This window comes from Paenibacillus sp. J2L1-98 (assembly GCF_056269405.1).
In genome coordinates, this window is the sequence record NZ_JBWDNW010000026.1 from 60,490 (window position 1) to 78,529 (window position 18,040).

At 48.8% G+C, this 18,040-nt stretch carries 18 protein-coding genes and 2 riboswitches; all 18 genes read left to right on the forward strand.

Annotation, left to right across the window (positions count from 1 at the left end):
- Positions 1-274 precede the first annotated feature (274 nt).
- The 18 genes from nadA to AC0YNZ_RS27480 all read left to right on the forward strand — a co-directional run bounded on the left by nadA (position 275) and on the right by AC0YNZ_RS27480 (position 17,675).
- A complete protein-coding gene (gene nadA, locus AC0YNZ_RS27395) occupies positions 275-1,213 on the forward strand; it encodes a quinolinate synthase NadA (protein ID WP_475829615.1) in 939 nt (312 codons plus the stop codon).
- Between the two features lie 133 nt (positions 1,214-1,346).
- The gene (gene nadB, locus AC0YNZ_RS27400) at positions 1,347-2,960 is read left to right on the forward strand and encodes an L-aspartate oxidase (RefSeq protein ID WP_475829616.1); all 1,614 of its coding nucleotides are present in this window, start codon (positions 1,347-1,349) and stop codon (positions 2,958-2,960) included.
- Positions 2,953-3,837 (forward strand): carboxylating nicotinate-nucleotide diphosphorylase, encoded by an 885-nt coding sequence (gene nadC / locus AC0YNZ_RS27405; protein WP_475829617.1) that lies wholly within the window; start codon positions 2,953-2,955, stop codon positions 3,835-3,837. Before nadB ends, nadC begins: the two co-directional genes overlap by 8 nt.
- Entirely contained in the window at positions 3,834-4,607 is a 774-nt protein-coding gene (locus tag AC0YNZ_RS27410; RefSeq protein WP_475829618.1) for a type III pantothenate kinase, read from the forward strand. The genes nadC and AC0YNZ_RS27410 overlap by 4 nt, the downstream gene beginning before the upstream one ends.
- A complete protein-coding gene (gene hslO, locus AC0YNZ_RS27415; protein ID WP_475829631.1) occupies positions 4,607-5,512 on the forward strand; it encodes an Hsp33 family molecular chaperone HslO in 906 nt (301 codons plus the stop codon). The genes AC0YNZ_RS27410 and hslO overlap by 1 nt, the downstream gene beginning before the upstream one ends.
- Positions 5,513-5,530: 18 nt before the next feature.
- A complete protein-coding gene (locus AC0YNZ_RS27420; RefSeq protein ID WP_475829619.1) occupies positions 5,531-6,535 on the forward strand; it encodes a peptidylprolyl isomerase in 1,005 nt (334 codons plus the stop codon).
- Between the two features lie 126 nt (positions 6,536-6,661).
- Positions 6,662-7,600: a cysteine synthase A gene (gene cysK / locus AC0YNZ_RS27425; protein ID WP_475829620.1), complete on the forward strand. Its 939-nt coding sequence runs from the start codon at positions 6,662-6,664 to the stop codon at positions 7,598-7,600.
- A 112-nt stretch (positions 7,601-7,712) separates the two neighbouring features.
- Entirely contained in the window at positions 7,713-9,317 is a 1,605-nt protein-coding gene (locus AC0YNZ_RS27430) for an anthranilate synthase component I family protein (RefSeq protein ID WP_475829621.1), read from the forward strand.
- The gene (pabA, locus tag AC0YNZ_RS27435) at positions 9,314-9,895 is read left to right on the forward strand and encodes an aminodeoxychorismate/anthranilate synthase component II (protein WP_110773940.1); all 582 of its coding nucleotides are present in this window, start codon (positions 9,314-9,316) and stop codon (positions 9,893-9,895) included. Before AC0YNZ_RS27430 ends, pabA begins: the two co-directional genes overlap by 4 nt.
- Positions 9,892-10,767, forward strand: a complete 876-nt coding sequence (gene pabC, locus AC0YNZ_RS27440; protein WP_475829622.1) for an aminodeoxychorismate lyase — start codon at positions 9,892-9,894, stop codon at positions 10,765-10,767. The genes pabA and pabC overlap by 4 nt, the downstream gene beginning before the upstream one ends.
- 69 nt (positions 10,768-10,836) lie before the next feature.
- Positions 10,837-11,685, forward strand: a complete 849-nt coding sequence (gene folP / locus AC0YNZ_RS27445) for a dihydropteroate synthase (protein WP_475829623.1) — start codon at positions 10,837-10,839, stop codon at positions 11,683-11,685.
- A gap of 95 nt (positions 11,686-11,780) precedes the next feature.
- Positions 11,781-12,167, forward strand: coding sequence for a dihydroneopterin aldolase (gene folB / locus AC0YNZ_RS27450; RefSeq protein WP_475829624.1), 387 nt, complete (start codon positions 11,781-11,783; stop codon positions 12,165-12,167).
- A complete protein-coding gene (gene folK, locus AC0YNZ_RS27455) occupies positions 12,145-12,699 on the forward strand; it encodes a 2-amino-4-hydroxy-6-hydroxymethyldihydropteridine diphosphokinase (protein ID WP_475829625.1) in 555 nt (184 codons plus the stop codon). The genes folB and folK overlap by 23 nt, the downstream gene beginning before the upstream one ends.
- Positions 12,651-12,863, forward strand: coding sequence for a helix-turn-helix domain-containing protein (locus tag AC0YNZ_RS27460; protein WP_475829626.1), 213 nt, complete (start codon positions 12,651-12,653; stop codon positions 12,861-12,863). The genes folK and AC0YNZ_RS27460 overlap by 49 nt, the downstream gene beginning before the upstream one ends.
- Positions 12,864-12,921: 58 nt before the next feature.
- Positions 12,922-13,965 (forward strand): tRNA dihydrouridine synthase DusB, encoded by a 1,044-nt coding sequence (gene dusB, locus AC0YNZ_RS27465; RefSeq protein WP_475829627.1) that lies wholly within the window; start codon positions 12,922-12,924, stop codon positions 13,963-13,965.
- Positions 13,966-14,265: 300 nt separating this feature from the next.
- On the forward strand, positions 14,266-14,742 hold the full coding sequence (gene greA / locus AC0YNZ_RS27470) for a transcription elongation factor GreA (protein ID WP_110773947.1): 477 nt from the start codon (positions 14,266-14,268) through the stop codon (positions 14,740-14,742).
- 158 nt (positions 14,743-14,900) lie between these two features.
- A complete protein-coding gene (lysS, locus tag AC0YNZ_RS27475) occupies positions 14,901-16,409 on the forward strand; it encodes a lysine--tRNA ligase (RefSeq protein WP_475829628.1) in 1,509 nt (502 codons plus the stop codon).
- Between the two features lie 234 nt (positions 16,410-16,643).
- Positions 16,644-16,722: riboswitch (cyclic di-GMP riboswitch) on the forward strand.
- A gap of 51 nt (positions 16,723-16,773) precedes the next feature.
- Positions 16,774-16,852: riboswitch (cyclic di-GMP riboswitch) on the forward strand.
- A gap of 184 nt (positions 16,853-17,036) precedes the next feature.
- Entirely contained in the window at positions 17,037-17,675 is a 639-nt protein-coding gene (locus AC0YNZ_RS27480; RefSeq protein ID WP_475829629.1) for a transglutaminase-like domain-containing protein, read from the forward strand.
- Positions 17,676-18,040 lie beyond the last annotated feature (365 nt).

An 18,040-nucleotide genomic window follows, 5' to 3' on the forward strand; every position in this document is an offset into this window, starting at 1 on the left:
TTTTCTAATTTTGAAGGCTTATTTACGCCGAACTTTGCCCTAAGTCTGCCCTCTTCGTAATTAATTTTAAGTTGCCACCCTAAAAAGGACTTTAATACATTGACAGTAGCATCTACCACGTGTAAATTAAATCTTAATCAAATGAATTTATGCCTTTTGGTTTAAACTATAGGTAAGCGACTTTCTAAGTTTGTGCATCAATTCACAAAGTCGAGCTTGCTGTATAATGGAATGGGAATTATCTCCCATCCCTCATAAGAGGAGAGGATCTACTGTGGAAGCACTGGCACTGGAACGCAAGGCGGAGCAAAACCGAGAGCTGCGTGAACGGTTGTTACAGTTGAAGAAAGAACGGAACGCAATCATTTTAGCCCATTATTACCAACGTGATGAAATTCAAGAGGTAGCCGATTTCCGTGGAGATTCCTTCCTGCTTGCGCAGAAGGCAGCCCAAACGGATGCCGATGTTATCGTTTTTTGCGGCGTTCACTTTATGGGCGAGAGCGCAAAAATTTTGGCACCGAACAAAACGGTTATTATTCCCGACGAGCGTGCAGGCTGCCCGATGGCAGACATGGTAAGCGTTGACGGCTTGCGTAAGCTTAAAGCGCAGCATCCGAATGCAACGGTCGTTACGTATATTAACTCGTCTGCGGAAATTAAAGCGGAAACTGACATTTGCTGTACATCGGCGAATGCGGTTAAGGTTGTCAATTCGGTAGAAGGCGATGAAGTCATCTGGGTGCCGGACAAAAACCTCGGTCATTATGTACAGCAGAATACCGATAAGAAAATGATTATCTGGGAAGGCTACTGCAACACGCATGACATGCTTACCGTTAAAGATGTAGAAGAAATGAAAGCGAAGTATCCGAACGCGCAATTTGTTGTGCATCCGGAGTGCCGTCCGGAAGTAGTTGAGCTTGGGGATTTCGTCGGCAGTACAACCGCAATCATTAAATACTGTAAGGAATCGGATTGCCAGGAGTTTATTGTCGGGACTGAGGATGGTACAGGCTACCAGCTTCGTTTGGACAGCCCGGGCAAGACATTCCATTTTGCATCAAAATATTTGGTTTGCCCGAACATGAAGGTTAACAATTTGAAAAAGCTCGTGAAATGCTTGGAAACGATGCAGCCTCAAATTTATGTACCGCCGCATGTTGCGGATCAAGCTCGATTGTCCTTGGAGCGCATGCTACTCGTGAAGTAGTATGCGCTGCTCCTATATATGAAATATAAGAATTGATTTATTTCATCTTTATTTTGAATGCTTATATTTCACTCGGAACGTAAGCAACGCAGCCAAAGGACGGCTTTTGCCGTTTACGCTTGGAGGAGCCATAATGATTCCCAGATATTTAGTCGATGTGCAGCTAAGTGAGCTGCCTGTTATTGAAAAAGACGTCATTGTAATCGGGGCCGGCATTGCCGGTCTTTTTACCGCTATACGGGCAAGCGAAAATAATTCCGTTCTTATGATTACTAAAAAGTCGCTGCTCGACAGCAATACGCGCTATGCTCAAGGCGGTATCGCTGCCGTTATATCGGACGAGGATTCTCCTGCTTACCATAGGGATGATACGCTCGTAGCGGGCGCCGGCTTGTGCTCGAAAGAAGCGGTTGATGTACTCGTGCATGAAGGGCCGAAGGGCGTTCGCAGCTTAATCCAGATGGGTACGCAATTCGATTTGGAGAATGGCGAATTTGCGCTCACGAAGGAAGGCGCGCACAGCCAACGGCGTATTTTGCATGCTAACGGCGATGCTACCGGTTTTGAGATCGTTCGGGCTTTATCGGAAAATGCGGTTGCTAATCCGAAAATTGAAGTTTGGGATGACCATTTCGTTATCGATCTGGTTACGCAGGATGGCGTATGCTGCGGCGCAATCGTACAAAGGCCGAGTGGGCAACGCTTGTTCGTCAAAGGCAAAGCGGTCATTTTGAGCTCAGGCGGAGCTGGACAGCTGTATCGCTATACTACAAATCCTGAGGTTGCAACAGGAGACGGGATTGCGATGGCTTACCGTGCGGGCGCCTACATTCAGGATGTGGAGTTTATCCAATTCCATCCAACCTCGCTTTGCTACCCCGGTGCACCGAGATTTCTTATTTCAGAAGCTGTGCGCGGAGAGGGCGCTTATCTTCGCAATATTAAAGGCGAGCGCTTCATGGATCGTTACCATGAACAGCTGGAGCTGGCGCCTAGGGATGTCGTGGCACGGGCAATCGTCAGTGAAATGGAAGAAACAAAGTCGACCTTCGTTTATATTGATATTACGCATGAATCGGCAGAAATGGTGAAGCATCGTTTTCCAACGATTTATGAATATTGCTTAAGATACGGTCTTGACTTAACATCAGACTGGATTCCGGTAGCTCCCGCTATGCATTATATGATGGGCGGAGTGAAAACCGACTTAAATGGGGAAACGAATATTAAGCGTTTGTTTGCTTGCGGCGAGGTATCCTCGACAGGTGTGCATGGTGCTAACCGGCTTGCAAGCAACTCGCTTTCCGAAGCGATCGTATTCGGCAGAAGAATCGTGAAGCGTATTGACGAGCTTCCGGGCAATTCGGTTGATCCTGTTATTGATAATGAATCAGAGCGCAGCAGCACGCCGATTCAGGCTGTCGTGGAAAGAAGGCTTAAGCTGCAAAAAATTATGGTGCGCTATGCAGGCTTGCGCCGTGATGCGAAGGGGCTCGAGAAGGGGCTTGAGGAGTTGAAGCGGCAGCTGCCGATTTATCAATCGATTCTGACCGAGCGCGAAGAGTATGAGTTTGCTAATTTGCTAACCTGCGCGATGCTGACCACGGAAGCGGCGCTATCGCGGGAGGAAAGCCGCGGTGCGCATTACCGGGAGGATTTTCCGGTACGCGACGATGTGATGTGGAGAAAGCATACGGTGTTGCACCGTCTATATGGACTGACGGAGGAGCGAATAGAGGATGTTTGAATGGACGGCAGGCGGATATGATGTTGCAGTACGCGAGCAAATTCGCGGCTGGCTCGCAGAAGATGTGGGCAGCGGGGATATTACAACTGAGACGACGATCCCTAGAGATTCGCGGTCGAAAGCGGTTATTCATGTGAAGGAAAGCGGCATTATTGCAGGGCTTCCGATCGCCAGGCTCGTGTTTGAGGTTGTGGATTCGTCGCTTGTGTTCGAAGCAAAGGTGCAGGACGGCGAATATGTAGATAAAGGTACGGTGCTTGCCACAGTAGAAGGCAGTACGCATAGCCTGCTAATTGGCGAGCGACTTGCGCTTAACTTAATGCAAAGGCTGTCAGGCATTGCTACCAAGACGCGCGCTTTCGTCAATGCGCTTGAGGGGCTGCCGGTTCGGCTGGTGGATACGCGCAAAACAACGCCGGGACACCGGATGTTGGAGAAGTATGCGGTACGTGTGGGCGGCGGAGCTAATCACCGGTTCGGCTTGTATGATGCGGTCATGATTAAGGATAATCATATTAAAGGCTCCGGCGGCATTCGTGCGGCGGTCGAAGCTGCACGCCGCAAAATTCCGCATACGATGAAAATTGAAGTAGAGACTGAATCGCTGGAGCAGGTGGATGAGGCGCTTGCTTGCGGAGCCGATATCATTATGCTGGACAATATGGCTCCTGCTATGATGAAGGAAGCTGTAGCCCGCATCAAAGCGGTATCTCCGCATGTGATCGTGGAGGCGTCGGGAGGCGTTTCTTTGGAGACCGTAAATGGCATTGCGGCTTGCGGCGTTGACGTCATTTCCGTAGGCGGATTGACTTATTCATTCCATGCGCTTGATATTAGCCTGGATTTGAATGCGAAGAAAGGTGGGGAACCGCTTTGATCCTCGTCATTGATGTCGGGAATACGAACATTGTGCTTGGCATATACAAAGGGAAAGAACTATTGCATCATTGGCGGCTAAGCACGAATCGTTCGGCGACAGTAGATGAATACGGAATTAACATTCATAATCTGTTTCATTACGCGGGCGTGAAGCTTGAGCAGATGGACGGTGTCATTATTTCTTCGGTGGTGCCTCCTTTGATGCGGACGTTAGAGCAGCTATGCCTAAAATATTTGCGCAAAATCCCGCTTGTCGTGGGGCCTGGCGTAAAAACCGGGCTGAACATCCGCTATGAAAATCCGCGTGAAGTAGGAGCCGACCGCATCGTGAATTCGGTGGCAGGCATCGTGAAATACGGTTCTCCGCTTATTGTCGTTGATTTTGGAACGGCTACGACTTTTGACTACATAGATGAAGGCAGCAACTACTTGGGCGGAGCAATTGTACCGGGGATCGGTATTTCTACCGAGGCGCTTTATCAGCGTGCCGCTAAGCTTCCGCGTATTGAGCTGGTGAAGCCGAAGAGCGTGATCGGCCGCAATCCGGTGACGTCGATGCAGGCGGGAATTATTTTTGGATACGCTGGGCAAGTGGACGGTATTGTAAAGCGTATCCGCGCGGAATTCAATGTCTCGCCGCGCGTTATCGCGACCGGGGGCTTGGCTGAGTTAATCGCTGCCGAATCGGAAACGATAGAAGAGGTAGATCCGCTTCTGACTCTTGAAGGTTTAAGAATCATATATGAACGCAATCAGGAGGGATTATGATGGAAAATCAGCTGAAGGACGTGTTGGTGCGAGGTACGGCATGGAACGGCAAAATTCGAGTTTTCGCGGCTCGCACAACTCAGCTTGTCGAGGAGCTTCGACAGCGGCATGGCACCTATCCAACGGCTACAGCCGCTTTAGGCCGCACGTTGACAGCTGGAGCCATCATGGGCGCCATGCTGAAGGGGCAAGAAAAGCTGACGATTCAGGTAAAGGGCGATGGCCCAATCGGCCAGATCGTCGTCGATGCAAATGCGGACGGCGAGGTGCGCGGCTATGTCGATCATCCGCATGTCCATTTGGCAAGCAACGCGCAAGGCAAGCTTGACGTAGCCGGAGCGGTCGGGCGCAGCGGACATCTTCATATTACGAAGGACTTAGGAATGAAGGAGCCCTACCGCGGCAGCATTCCAATTATTTCGGGCGAGCTCGGCGAGGATTTTACCTACTATTTCGCGGTTTCGGAGCAGACGCCTTCAGCTGTAGGCCTTGGCGTATTAGTGGATACAGATAATTCAGTGCTGCATGCGGGCGGATTTATCGTTCAGCTAATGCCCGGACTTACAGATGAGGAAATTACAAGGCTGGAGCAAGCAGTCGGCTCGATGCCGCCAGTAACGGCGCTGCTGGATCAAGGGGAAACGCCTGAGGGGCTGCTTCGCTTGATTGTTGGCGACAGTGATCTTCAAATTCACGATACGTTAGACTTGAAATTCCAATGCTTCTGTTCTGCGGAACGCGTAGAACAAACGCTTCTCAGTTTAGGCGAAAATGAGCTGAAACAAATTATTGAAGAAGACGGAAAAGCGGAAGTCGTTTGCCAATTTTGCAACGAAGCGTATACATTTGAACGGGCACAGCTGGAGCTGCTGCTTGAACAAGCGAAACCGAAGCCGATCCAATAAATCGGAGGCATTAGGGTAATGAGGAAATACGAGGTGCTGAGGGCCGTTGTCATCCTTCAAGCCGTATGTATGGTTGTGTTAACGGTAGTCGTAGTTGTGAAGGTGTGGCCTGGGGACGATCAACAGCTGGATAAAAGGCCTCTAACGAACGTAGGCAGCGGTGAAGAGAATGTGAATCCGAGCAAGCCTGGCCAAACGCCGGTCGTGGATTCCCCGGGTCAAACGGATCAGCGGCGAATTATCGCTAAAGTAGGCGCGGAAGAAATCGCGTTAGCCGACCTGGAAGAGGAGCTTCATAAGCAATATGGGGAAGCTGTTCTGCGCACGCTAATGGTGCATAAAGCGATTGATTTAGAAGCAGAAGCTAGCGGGCTTAGCGTATCGGCTGAAGAGCAGAGCAGAGAGCTGGAAAAAATGGTTGAAGGCTATGACAGCGAGACGCGCTTCTATGAAGTCATGAAGGAGCAGCTAGGCATGACCAAGGAGCAGGTGCTGGAAGACCTGCGCTACCGCTTGCTGCTGGAGAAAATCGTCACCCGCAGCATTAATGTCTCCGATGAAGAAGTCGAAACTTACATCGCGGATCACCCCGAGGAGTTTGAACCGCGAATGCAGCTGCATCTGCAATGGATTAAGACGGAAACGTTGAAGGAAGCGAACGCGGTACTTGCTCAGTTGACGGACGGTGAGGACTTTGCCGTGCTGGCGCGAACGTACTCCATTGATTCCTTCACGGCAGATTCAGGCGGCGACTTAGGCTTAATCGATTCAGATGACCCGTTCTACAACCGCGAAATGCTGGATACGGCTAGCCGGTTGCAGGTTGCCGAAATGGCTGGTCCGATTGAGGTTGACGGAGGCTATGCGGTTATCCGTCTCATCGAACGCCAAATGACAACGAATTTGACAGGGCGTCTGCTGCATGATTCGGTACGCAAACAGCTGGCGCTGGAGCGTGCTGAATCGTTGACGGAAATGGAAGATGAACTGTTGGACAAGTATGAAGCTGTGAAACTGGAATAGCATCAACCGGGATGCGTTTTCATCGGAGTGAGAAAGTCACTATTGACAACGGATGCAAGACATTGATAAGATGGAATTAGTGAAAATACCAACTGAATTAGTCGGAATAAGGAGGCAGTTATTTCCATGGCCAAAATTGTGCAAAGCGTTCTAGATCTTATCGGTGATACACCGCTTGTTCGTTTGAATCGTCTCGTGCCTGAAGGCAGTGCAGAAGTATATGTAAAGCTTGAATACCAAAATCCGGGTGCAAGCGTAAAAGACCGTATCGCAATCAGCATGGTTGAGGTAGCGGAGCAAGAAGGAATCATTAAACCAGGCGATACAATCATAGAGCCGACTAGCGGCAATACAGGAATCGGACTAGCACTCGTAGCGGCAGCTAAAGGCTACAAGGCTATTCTTGTAATGCCTGAAACAATGAGTATTGAGCGCCGCAACCTGCTTCGCGCTTACGGTGCAGAGCTTGTATTGACACCAGGCTCCGAAGGTATGAACGGTGCGGTTCGCAAAGCTGAAGAGCTTGCAGCCGAGAATCCTAACTACTTCTTGCCGCAACAATTCAAAAACCAAGCAAACGTGAAAATTCACCGCGAGACGACTGGCCCGGAAATCGTTGAAGCGATCAATTCTCTTGACGGTAAATTGGATGCATTCGTTGCTGGTATCGGTACTGGCGGTACAATTACAGGTGCCGGTGAAGTGCTTAAGAAAAACTTCGACGGCATCAAAATTTATGCAGTTGAGCCTGCTGCTTCGCCGATTCTTTCCGGAGGCAAACCAGGCGCTCACAAAATTCAAGGTATCGGCGCTAACTTTGTACCGGACATTTTGAACCGCGATGTTTATGACGCTGTTATTACAATTGAGAACGAAGATGCGTTCGAATACGCTCGTCGCGCAGCGAAAGAAGAAGGCATTCTTTGCGGTATTTCTTCTGGCGCAGCGATCTTCGCGGCGCTTCAAGTTGCGAAAGAGCTTGGCGAAGGCAAGCGTGTTGTTGCGATTGTTCCAAGCAATGGCGAGCGTTACCTTTCGACACCGCTTTTCAACTTCGAAAACTAATTTTCACTTCCATACCGGACAGCCTTTCATTCCTCGGAATGGAAGGCTTTCTTTTTACTCCGCTATTCTGTATACTGAGCAAAATAAGTCAAGTAATCGGAGGTTGAGGGTGATGGTCACCGCAATGGAGCAGTGGAATCGGTGGCACGCCGAACGGAAATATACAATGCTGCCGCTACTCAAGCAATTGCCCTTTCAGCTCGAGAATCGGGCTGGCGTCTCTTCATGGGAAGAGGTATGGCAGGATGCTTCGCCCTATGCTTTTGTACTAGAGAGTGGCAAGGATGGGCGTTTTACTTATTTGGGCTTACACCCTGACGGCGTGATACGCGGTAAAGGCATGTCTGCCGAGTCGGTACAATTTCAATCGCTGGAAGAGCAAAGCAAACGCCGGTGGGAAGGAAAGCCGCTCGAGGTTGTGAGGGAGTGGATGAGCGGGCAGCTTGGTCCAAGGATTGCGGATGGGCCTAAGTGGATAGGCGGCTGTGTCGGATTTTGGGGATACGATATTATACGTTCAATTGAACGGCTGCCGACGCTTGCCGAGGACGATCGGGACATTCCAGATTACTTGTTCATGCAAATGAACGAGCTTTGGATAATCGACCATGTGCAGTCGAAGGTGTATTGCGCCGTCCATACGAAGGTTGACCTTGATGCGGATGAAGAAGAGCTGAGCGCTGCCTATGAGCGAGCGTTGTCCAGAGCGGAAGGGATGACCGATTATTGGTTAACCTGGTTTGACGAGGAACGCGCCAAGGAGAAGGCGGCATCGCTTCGAACAGAGCGGCAGCGATTAATGGAAGACGACTTGCTGCAAATCGACGTTGAGTCTCTCTCCGGTATCACTTCGCCGTTCTCGAAGGAAGCGTATATGGAGGCCGTCCGCAGTATACAGCGTTATATTGAGCAAGGCGATGTATTTCAAGTTAATTTATCGGTACGGCAAAGCAAGGCGGTTGCGACCTCGCCGGAAGAGCTTTATGAATGGTTACGACTGGTTAATCCGTCACCGTATATGGGCTTTCTGCGCTGTCCCGACTTTCAGCTTGTATCGGCATCGCCGGAGCTGCTGGTTGAGCTTCGCGAGAGCAAGCTTGCTACGAGACCTATTGCGGGTACACGGCGGCGGGGAAGAACGGAAGAGGAAGATCTGCGGCTGGCCGATGAACTTCTCTCGAATGAGAAGGAACGGGCCGAGCATATTATGCTTGTCGATCTGGAACGGAACGATCTCGGACGTATTTCTGCTTATGGTACGGTTAAAGTCGAAGAGCTTATGGTCATTGAACAGTATTCGCATGTCATGCATCTCGTCTCTCAGGTGGAGGGACAATTAGCAAGCGGCAAGGATGCTTACGACGTCATTTCGGCAACTTTTCCAGGTGGTACGATTACCGGCGCGCCGAAAATCCGCACGATGGAAATTATAGAAGAGCTCGAACCGACACGCCGAGGTCCCTATACAGGATCGCTTGGATGGATTGACTACAATGGCGATATGGAATTTAATATAATTATTAGAACAATGACGCTGCAGGACGGGATTGTTCATATTCAAGTCGGAGCGGGTATCGTAATCGATTCTGAGCCGGAGCGCGAATTTAAGGAATCGTTAAACAAGGCGAAGGCGCTATGGAAGGCGATTCAGTACAGCGAACGGTTTGCGGCACACGATCAGGAAGTGGAATCGGATAAAGGAGGAGCCTTAACATGATACTGGTAATCGATAATTATGATTCTTTTACGTACAATTTAGTTCAGTATTTGGGTGAGCTTGGAGAAGAGATTATCGTAAAGCGCAATGACGAGATCGATTTGGCTGGGATAGAGGCTTTAGCGCCGGATCATATATTGATATCGCCAGGCCCTTGCTCGCCGAATGAAGCGGGTATCAGCCTGTCGCTTATTGAGCATTTCAAAGGTAAAATTCCGATTTTTGGCGTTTGCCTAGGCCACCAATCAATCGGACAAGCTTTTGGAGGCGAAGTTGTGCGTGCGGAGAAGCTGATGCATGGCAAAACGTCCGCGATTCATCATAATGAAAAATCGATATTTGCAGGTATGCCGTCCCCATTTACGGCTACACGCTATCATTCTCTCATCGTGCGCCGTGAAACGCTGCCCGATTGCTTGGAAATTACAGCAGAGACGGAAGAGGGAGAAATTATGGCTCTGCGTCATAAGGAGTATCCGATTGAAGGGGTGCAGTTCCACCCTGAATCGATTATAACGGAGCATGGATTGACGATGCTTCGTAATTTCTTGCAAAATCGGACAGGATCAGCACGATGAAAATCGGACTGAACGGCTCCGTTTTGGAAGCGAACGAAGCCGTGATCTCAGTTTATGATCACGGTTTTTTGTACGGGATGGGGTTGTTTGAAACCTTTCGCACGTACGAAGGCAGGCCATATTTATTAGATAGGCATTTGAATCGGTTGCGGATGGGCTGTGAGCAGCTTGGCATCCGGTATTATGCCGATTCCGGACTAATAAGGAGCTGGGTAAACGAGCTTCTTGAGGTGAACGGGCTTAAGGATGGTTATGTGCGCATGACCGTTAGTGCAGGGGAAGCTGAGCTGGGCTTGCCGACCGGCGATTATGATCAGCCGAATGTGTTAATGCTCGTGAAGGCCCTGCCTACAGTTAATGATGCGGTTCATATGCGCGGACGGGAGCTGCGTCTTTTGCAGACGCGGAGGAATACGCCGGAAGGCGATGTCCGCTTTAAGTCTCTCCATTATATGAACAATATTATTGCAAAGCGGGAGCTGCTCGCAAGCGGCGCTTCCCCAAGCGCCGAGGGGCTTATGCTTAGCCGTGAAGGCTGGCTGGCTGAGGGAATTGTCAGCAATTTATTTTTTACGAAGGATAACGTGGTTTACACTCCTGATATTGCTACCGGAATATTACCGGGTATTACCCGCGAGCGGGTGCTTGAGCTGGCGAGGGGGGCGGGCTATCAGACAGAAGAAGGGTATTACGGCTGGGAACAGCTGCAAGCGGCTGATGAGATTTGGCTTACCAATTCTATTCAGGAGCTCGTTCCTGTAACGACTTTATCCGATGCAAGCGGACAGAGCGCAATGATCGGTGACGGTGAAGCTGGAGCGGTGACTAGACAATTACTGACGTTATACAGACAAACGACGACAGCTGACTAGAATATGGAGCTTATCTACCAGCTGCGGCTGTAACAATGAAACAATTCGAAGAAGGATGGCGAGCTAACAGTGGATCAACAACCAAGTTTCCATCAAAGAGCATATAAACTTAGCGGCGGAGCGAATTTGGAGCTAGGCCGCCGCACGTTAATAATGGGTATTTTGAACGCTACTCCCGACTCTTTCTCCGATGGCGGGCGTTATACGAATGTAGATGCAGCCGTTGCTCACGCAAAAGCGATGGTGGAGGATGGCGCTGATATTCTCGATATTGGCGGCGAGTCGACCCGTCCCGGCTTTGAGCCTGTGGAAGTCAAAGAGGAGCTGCGGCGCATTCTCCCCGTTATTCATGCGGTACGTGAAGCCTTGCCGCACATTCCGCTCTCGATCGATACGTACAAAGCGGAGACTGCACGCCAAGCGCTGGAAGCAGGCGCTCACATCATCAATGACATTTGGGGTCTTAAGGGCGACCCCAATATGGCAGCGGTTGCAGCTGAGTACGGCTGTCCGGTCATTATCAACCATAACCGCCACGAACGGGACTATAACGACCTCGTCCCGGATGTGCTCGCTGATCTGCAAAGCAGCGTCAGCATAGCCCGTACAGCCGGCATCGCCGAAGAGCTGATATGGCTGGATCCCGGCATCGGCTTCGCCAAAACCCGTGAAGACAATCTCGAGCTGCTCGGTCGTCTATCGGACCTAACGGCGCTCGGCTATCCGGTGCTTCTCGGCACATCGCGCAAGCGGTTCATCAAGCAGACGCTGAATCTGCCTGTAGAAGAACTCGTAGAGGGGACGGCTGCGACCGTCGCCCTCGGCATCGCGCATGGCTGTCAAATTATGCGGATACATGATGTACGCGCGATCAAACGGACCGCGCTTATGATGGATGCAATCCTATATCGCAGCTAACCTTGCTGCTGAGTGCTTATTTCGCAGCGGAAACCGCGCGGCACAAGGATGGAATTTGATTTTAGATACGCTGCATCGTTAGGAGAAGGATAATAATGGATAACATGATGGTTAAAGGGATGAGGTTTTACGGCTATCACGGCGTCTTTCCCGAAGAAAACAAGCTGGGTCAGCAATATTATGTCGATATTGAGCTGAAGATGGATTTGGAGCAGGCGGCGCAAACGGATGATTTGAACTGCACGGTTAATTATGCGGAAATCCACGCGCTTGCCAAAACGATCGTAGAAGGTCCTCCATTTAAGCTGATAGAAGCTTTAACGGGTCACATTGCATCACAGGTATTGGAAGCTTATACTATGGTAAACGAAGTAACGGTACGAGTAACAAAGCCGCATCCGCCGTTCGATATTCATTTTGACGGAGTAACGGTAGAGCTGCGCAGAAAGCGGGACGCTGATGGACGAACAATTCCCGCGTGACGGATCACAAGCAGTGGCTTACATCGCATTGGGCTCTAACATGGGCAATCGCGAGCAATTGCTGCTAACGGCGATTAATCTCATCGACGAGTACCCGGAAATCGAAGTAATCAAAGTTTCAGGCATGTATGAGACGGATCCGGTAGGCTATACGGAGCAACCGCCATTTCTCAATATGGCATTAGCTGTGCGAACGTCGCTTCCGCCGTTAATGTTGCTGCGGCAGCTGCTTGCTTTCGAGCAGCAACTAGGGAGAGTCCGACAGGTACGTTGGGGACCGAGAACCATTGACCTCGATCTTCTCCTATATGATAATGTCAGAATGGATCAAGAGGAACTGATATTGCCGCATCCGCGCATGATGGAGCGGGCGTTCGTGCTTGTCCCGCTGCATGATGTTATCGATCAATCACACCCGCTGCAGACCGAGGTAAGTTCAGCGTCTAACGCGGCGCTTCTGGATGGAAAGGAAGGCATCACGTTATGGAAAACAATCAATTGGCGCAGCGCGTCAGAGCCTTTCGAAAGCTGAAGGGCTATACTCAGCAGGAGCTGGCCAAGGAGCTTGGCGTGTCGGTAGCTGTTCTCGGCTCATTGGAGCGCGGAACGAGAAAGACAGATCCGAAACTGCTAAGCCATATTGCCAAAACGTTAGGAATCAGCTACGAGGAATTAACGGCTGACGATCGTGAATAATGATTCGTATGCTACGATATATGTACAATAAACAATTAGAAGAGGAGCAAGGAGCGACATGCTGAAAATCGGAGACATCGAGATGAAGAACAGAGTGGTGCTAGCGCCGATGGCAGGCGTGTGCAACCCGGCTTTTCGATTAATTGCCAAGGAATTCGGAACAGGTCTTGTATGCGCGGAGATGGTTAGCGACAAGGCGATTCTGCACGGAAATAAACGGACGCTGGAGATGCTGTTCGTCGACGAGCGGGAGAAACCGCTTAGCCTGCAAATTTTTGGCGGTGACCGGGAGTCGCTTGTCGAAGCGGCCAAGGTCGTCGATCAACAAACGAATGCGGATATTATTGATATTAATATGGGCTGTCCAGTGCCGAAGGTAACAAAGTGCGATGCAGGTGCCCGTTGGCTGCTGGACCCTAATAAGATCTATGAGATGGTCTCGGCAGTTGTCGATGCCGTACAGAAGCCTGTAACGGTGAAAATGCGCATTGGCTGGGATTCCGAGCATGTTTATGCGGTCGAGAATGCACGTGCTGTTGAGCGCGCGGGCGGCAAAGCCGTTAGCGTGCATGGACGTACACGCGAGCAATTGTATACAGGCAAGGCCAATTGGGACATTATAAAGGATGTCAAGGAAGCGGTATCGATTCCCGTAATTGGGAATGGAGACGTTTTCTCTCCAGAGGACGCTAAGCGCCTTCTTGATCATACGGGCTGCGATGGCGTCATGATTGGACGCGGTGCGCTGGGCAACCCTTGGATGCTTTACCGGACGATTCAATATTTGACGAACGGCGAGCTGCTCAGCGATCCAACACCGCGCGAGAAAATAGAGGTTGCCATTTTGCATCTCGATCGGTTAGTGGCACTGAAGAACGAGGCGGTCGCGGTACGCGAGATGCGTAAGCATTTGGCATGGTACTTGAAAGGTCTTCCAGGCGGTGCCCGTGTGAAGGACGTTATTATGGAAGAAACCGGACGCGACCCGATGGTAGCCATATTGGAGAACTACGTAAGATCGCTTGAAGAGGATACGGAATTCCAGCCTGCAAGGACAACCCAAGGCGGAGACGCAAGTTCTGCCGAAGAGGTCGTACACTAAATTTCAAATAGATCGGTTATGCATTTTACCTCGTTTCGCAGCAACCGACACCATTCGACAATAGCCGCTAACAAGCGGCTACTGCTTCAATTACCAGAAATGAAACGGTTTCAATGGGGCGGTTGGCTTTGATTGACATCCAGGGTAACTTTGCAATATAATCGTGCAATATAATCTATAGAACACATCAAGAGCGCTTCAATAACAGTAGGTATGATGATCAAGAAGCGTAATATATTAGGTATCAGTGAATTCATACAAGGTATGAAAAATTAGTCACATGACAGGAGAATCGGAAAGATGAACGATAAGCAAATCATTCTGACTCAAGAAGGGCTGCGAAAGCTCGAAGATGAATTAGAGAACCTAAAGTCGGTTAAGCGTCGTGAAGTTGCCGAGCGTATTAAAGTGGCAATTGGCTATGGTGATATAAGCGAGAACTCGGAGTACGAGGATGCGAAGAATGAGCAAGCATTTATCGAAGGCCGCGTCATTACCCTTGAGAAAATGCTGCGCAACGCGCGTATTATAAATAATGATGATATTGATATTGATACCGTCAGCATCGGTTCGATTGTAACGGTTGAAGATATGGAATATGGCGATACAATGGAATATTCCATTGTAGGCACAGCGGAAGCTGATCCTTTGCAAAATAAGATTTCGAATGAAAGCCCTGTTGGCAAGGCGATTTTGGGCAAGAAAAAAGGCACAATCGTTGAAGTAAGCGTACCAGTGGGCATCATTCAGTACAAAATTCTCGATATTAAAAAATAGGTTTGCTATGTGCGGATCGGAAAGCTTCCTTGTAGGAAGCTTTTTGAACGTTTAAAATATAAGAACGATTATATTTTAATTCTACATGGCTTATCTTTTACCGCAACAATCCGGCGACAGCCGTTTACGCTTGCCGAACGATCAAGGAGATGAAAGAAGTGGAACATGAAAACAATGAGCAGGAGCTAAGCGAGCTTTTGCAAATTCGTAGGGACAAGTTGGATGAGCTTAGAGGGCTGGGTGTCGATCCATTCGGACGTAAATTCGAACGCACGCATAACGCCAAAGCTATCGTACAAGCCTACGAATCAATTAGTAAAGAAGAGTTGGAAGGACAAGCTGTTAAGGTCAGCATTGCAGGCCGTATTATGCAGAAGCGAGGCATGGGTAAAGCAGGCTTCGCTACCATTCAGGATTTGAGCGGCAAGGTTCAAATTTATGTTCGTAAAGACACCGTTGAAGCGCATAAATTCGCTGCATTCGATTTACTCGATATCGGTGATATTGTCGGTGTGCATGGCGTTGTATTCAAGACGAATACAGGTGAAGTATCGGTCAAAGCGCATGATATCGAAGTGTTGACCAAATCACTTCTTCCATTGCCCGATAAATATCATGGTTTGAAGGATGTAGAGCTTCGCTACCGTCAGCGCTACGTTGATCTTATCGTGAATCCAGATGTACAACAAACCTTTATTACCAGGTCGAAAATTATCCAATCCATGCGCCGTTATTTGGATTCACGCGGCTACCTGGAAGTAGAGACGCCAACTCTGCATTCTATCGCGGGCGGCGCGGCGGCGCGTCCATTCGAAACGCATCATAATGCACTAGATATGCAGCTCTATATGCGTATTGCTATCGAGCTTCATTTGAAACGGTTGATTGTGGGCGGATTGGAGAAAGTTTATGAAATTGGCCGCGTATACCGGAATGAAGGAATTTCGACACGCCACAATCCGGAATTTACAATGATTGAGCTGTATGAGGCCTATGCCGATTACAAGGATATTATGGCTTTGACTGAAAATGTCATCGCGCATATCGCGCAAGAAGTTCTAGGCACAACTAAAATTACCTACCAAGGCCAAGAAATTGATCTGACTCCTCAGTGGCGCCGAGTTTCCATGGTCGAGCTGGTCAAAGAAACGACGGGCGTTGATTTCGGCGTGGAGATGAGTGATGAGGAAGCACATCGTTTGGCGAAAGAGCACAATGTTGCCGTCGATCCGCATATGACATTCGGCCACATTCTGAACGCTTTCTTCGAGCAGTTCGGCGAGCACACGCTTATTCAGCCGACGTTCGTAACCGGACACCCTGTTGCGATTTCGCCGCTTGCTAAGAAGAGCGAAGCAGATCCGCGTTTCACGGATCGTTTCGAGCTATTTATCGTAGCGCGCGAGCATGCCAACGCCTTTACCGAGCTGAATGATCCGATCGACCAACGTGAGCGTTTCGAGTCACAGCTTGTTGAACGTGAGCATGGAAACGATGAGGCGCATGAAATGGATGAAGACTTCATCCGCGCTCTAGAATACGGCATGCCGCCAACGGGCGGGCTCGGAATCGGTATCGACCGGTTGATCATGCTTCTTACGGATGCGCCTTCGATCCGCGACGTACTGTTGTTCCCGCATATGAGAGATCAACGCTCCGCCGAATAAGCTTGAAATAACAGAACCGTTTGGCTATTAGCTGCCAGCGGTTCTTTTTATTTATATAAGAAGGCATATTAAAATAATCCTTTTTTTATGTAAAAGTATGGTGAAACCGGTTCTGCCTGTCTAAAATCGAGCATTTGCAGCACCAAACCTTAAAATCTGTCAAAATATGCTTATTTTTTCACAGTCTCTATTGAATTGACAGCATCATATGTTAAAATGGGGCAATAAAGTGAAACGCGATAACGGCAAACCTGTCGAAAGGTAGGGACGCAAAGCTAAAGGGCCTTCCGAAGGATGGCAGCCAGTTACCGAATGGACAAGCTTTTTTTTGTTTATATGCGAGTATGGAGCTCTTTAAAGCTTCACACGATAACGGCAAACCTATCGAAAGGTAGGGACGCAAAGCTAGAGGGCCTTCCGAAGGATGGCAGCCAGCTGCCGAAGGGAGTTTTTTTCATTCATATACTTATATGGTTAATCGCGGCTTTTGTTCTTTTTGCATCATTCAATGTCACTGCAGCGCAAGCAAGCGATGCCGGTACAGCTGCTTGGTTAAGTACGAGCAACCTCGATAAAGGCGTTATCGCCGTACAGTACACAGTGAATGCCAAGGTTAAAACAAAGCTTATGATTGCGAAAGGCCAGACCAAATACACGTATAACCTGACTGCTGGGAAAACGGGGGAGAAGTTCCCGTTGCAGCTCGGGAACGGTGAATATACAATCTCGGTGCTTGAGAATACGGCAGGCAGCAAATACAAACTGGTTAAGAAAGAAACAATAATGCTCAGCTTGAAAGATAGCAAAGTCGTTTATTTGAATTCGATTCAGAATATCGAATGGACAAGAACGAGCAGTGCAATCATCAAAGCAAAGGAATTAACGAAAAACAAAAAGACGGATAACGAGAAAGTAAAAGCGATCTATGATTACATCATTACTAACATTAATTACGATAATCAACTAGCGGCTAATCTATCGGTGGACTACCTGCCTAATATCGACCGCACATTCAAAACGAAGAAAGACATTTGCTACGGCTATGCATCCTTGTTTGCCGGAATGCTTCGGAGCTTGGATATTCCTACTAAACTAGTTATGGGGAAATCGACTTATGTAGATATTTACCATGCTTGGAACGAGGTTTACTTGGATGGCAGATGGGTTACGATTGATACGACTGTCGATGCTGGTTTGAAGAAGAGCAAGAAGAAGTTTGAGCTTATCAAAGATGCAGCGAAATATACAGCAACAAAACAATATTAATATGTAGTAGATTAACGGGCTTGCGTATACGCAGAGCCCGTTTTTTTATATTTTGCTTCAATAAATAGGCCTGAATATGTTGAGCTTTATCAAGTAAAAACAAGGCGCAGGTGTTTATCAAAAACTTTTGAATAATTTTATAAAAAAGTACTTGCAATCATATAGTCATACATGATATATTATCTAGGTCGCCAACGAGACACACGGCCGACACGAAAGAAAAGATTGTTCTTTGAAAACTGAACAACGAGTGAAACTGCCTCGCAAATCCTTCGGGATAAGCGAAAAAGCGATAACAAGTAATGAGCAAGTCAAACACCAATTTGGAGAGTTTGATCCTGGCTCAGGACGAACGCTGGCGGCGT

Excerpts from the sequence above, each read along its gene's own strand:
- nadB (WP_475829616.1), top strand. The coding sequence starts at position 1,347 with ATGATTCCCAGATATTTAGTCGATGTGCAGCTAAGTGAGCTGCCTGTT.
- AC0YNZ_RS27480 (WP_475829629.1), top strand. The coding sequence starts at position 17,037 with ATGATTGCGAAAGGCCAGACCAAATACACGTATAACCTGACTGCTGGG.
- nadC (WP_475829617.1), top strand. The coding sequence starts at position 2,953 with ATGTTTGAATGGACGGCAGGCGGATATGATGTTGCAGTACGCGAGCAA.
- folB (WP_475829624.1), top strand. The coding sequence starts at position 11,781 with ATGGATAACATGATGGTTAAAGGGATGAGGTTTTACGGCTATCACGGC.
- hslO (WP_475829631.1), top strand. The coding sequence starts at position 4,607 with ATGGAAAATCAGCTGAAGGACGTGTTGGTGCGAGGTACGGCATGGAAC.
- AC0YNZ_RS27420 (WP_475829619.1), top strand. The coding sequence starts at position 5,531 with ATGAGGAAATACGAGGTGCTGAGGGCCGTTGTCATCCTTCAAGCCGTA.
- cysK (WP_475829620.1), top strand. The coding sequence starts at position 6,662 with ATGGCCAAAATTGTGCAAAGCGTTCTAGATCTTATCGGTGATACACCG.
- pabA (WP_110773940.1), top strand. The coding sequence starts at position 9,314 with ATGATACTGGTAATCGATAATTATGATTCTTTTACGTACAATTTAGTT.
- greA (WP_110773947.1), top strand. The coding sequence starts at position 14,266 with ATGAACGATAAGCAAATCATTCTGACTCAAGAAGGGCTGCGAAAGCTC.
- AC0YNZ_RS27460 (WP_475829626.1), top strand. The coding sequence starts at position 12,651 with ATGGAAAACAATCAATTGGCGCAGCGCGTCAGAGCCTTTCGAAAGCTG.
- folK (WP_475829625.1), top strand. The coding sequence starts at position 12,145 with ATGGACGAACAATTCCCGCGTGACGGATCACAAGCAGTGGCTTACATC.
- AC0YNZ_RS27430 (WP_475829621.1), top strand. The coding sequence starts at position 7,713 with ATGGTCACCGCAATGGAGCAGTGGAATCGGTGGCACGCCGAACGGAAA.
- pabC (WP_475829622.1), top strand. The coding sequence starts at position 9,892 with ATGAAAATCGGACTGAACGGCTCCGTTTTGGAAGCGAACGAAGCCGTG.
- dusB (WP_475829627.1), top strand. The coding sequence starts at position 12,922 with ATGCTGAAAATCGGAGACATCGAGATGAAGAACAGAGTGGTGCTAGCG.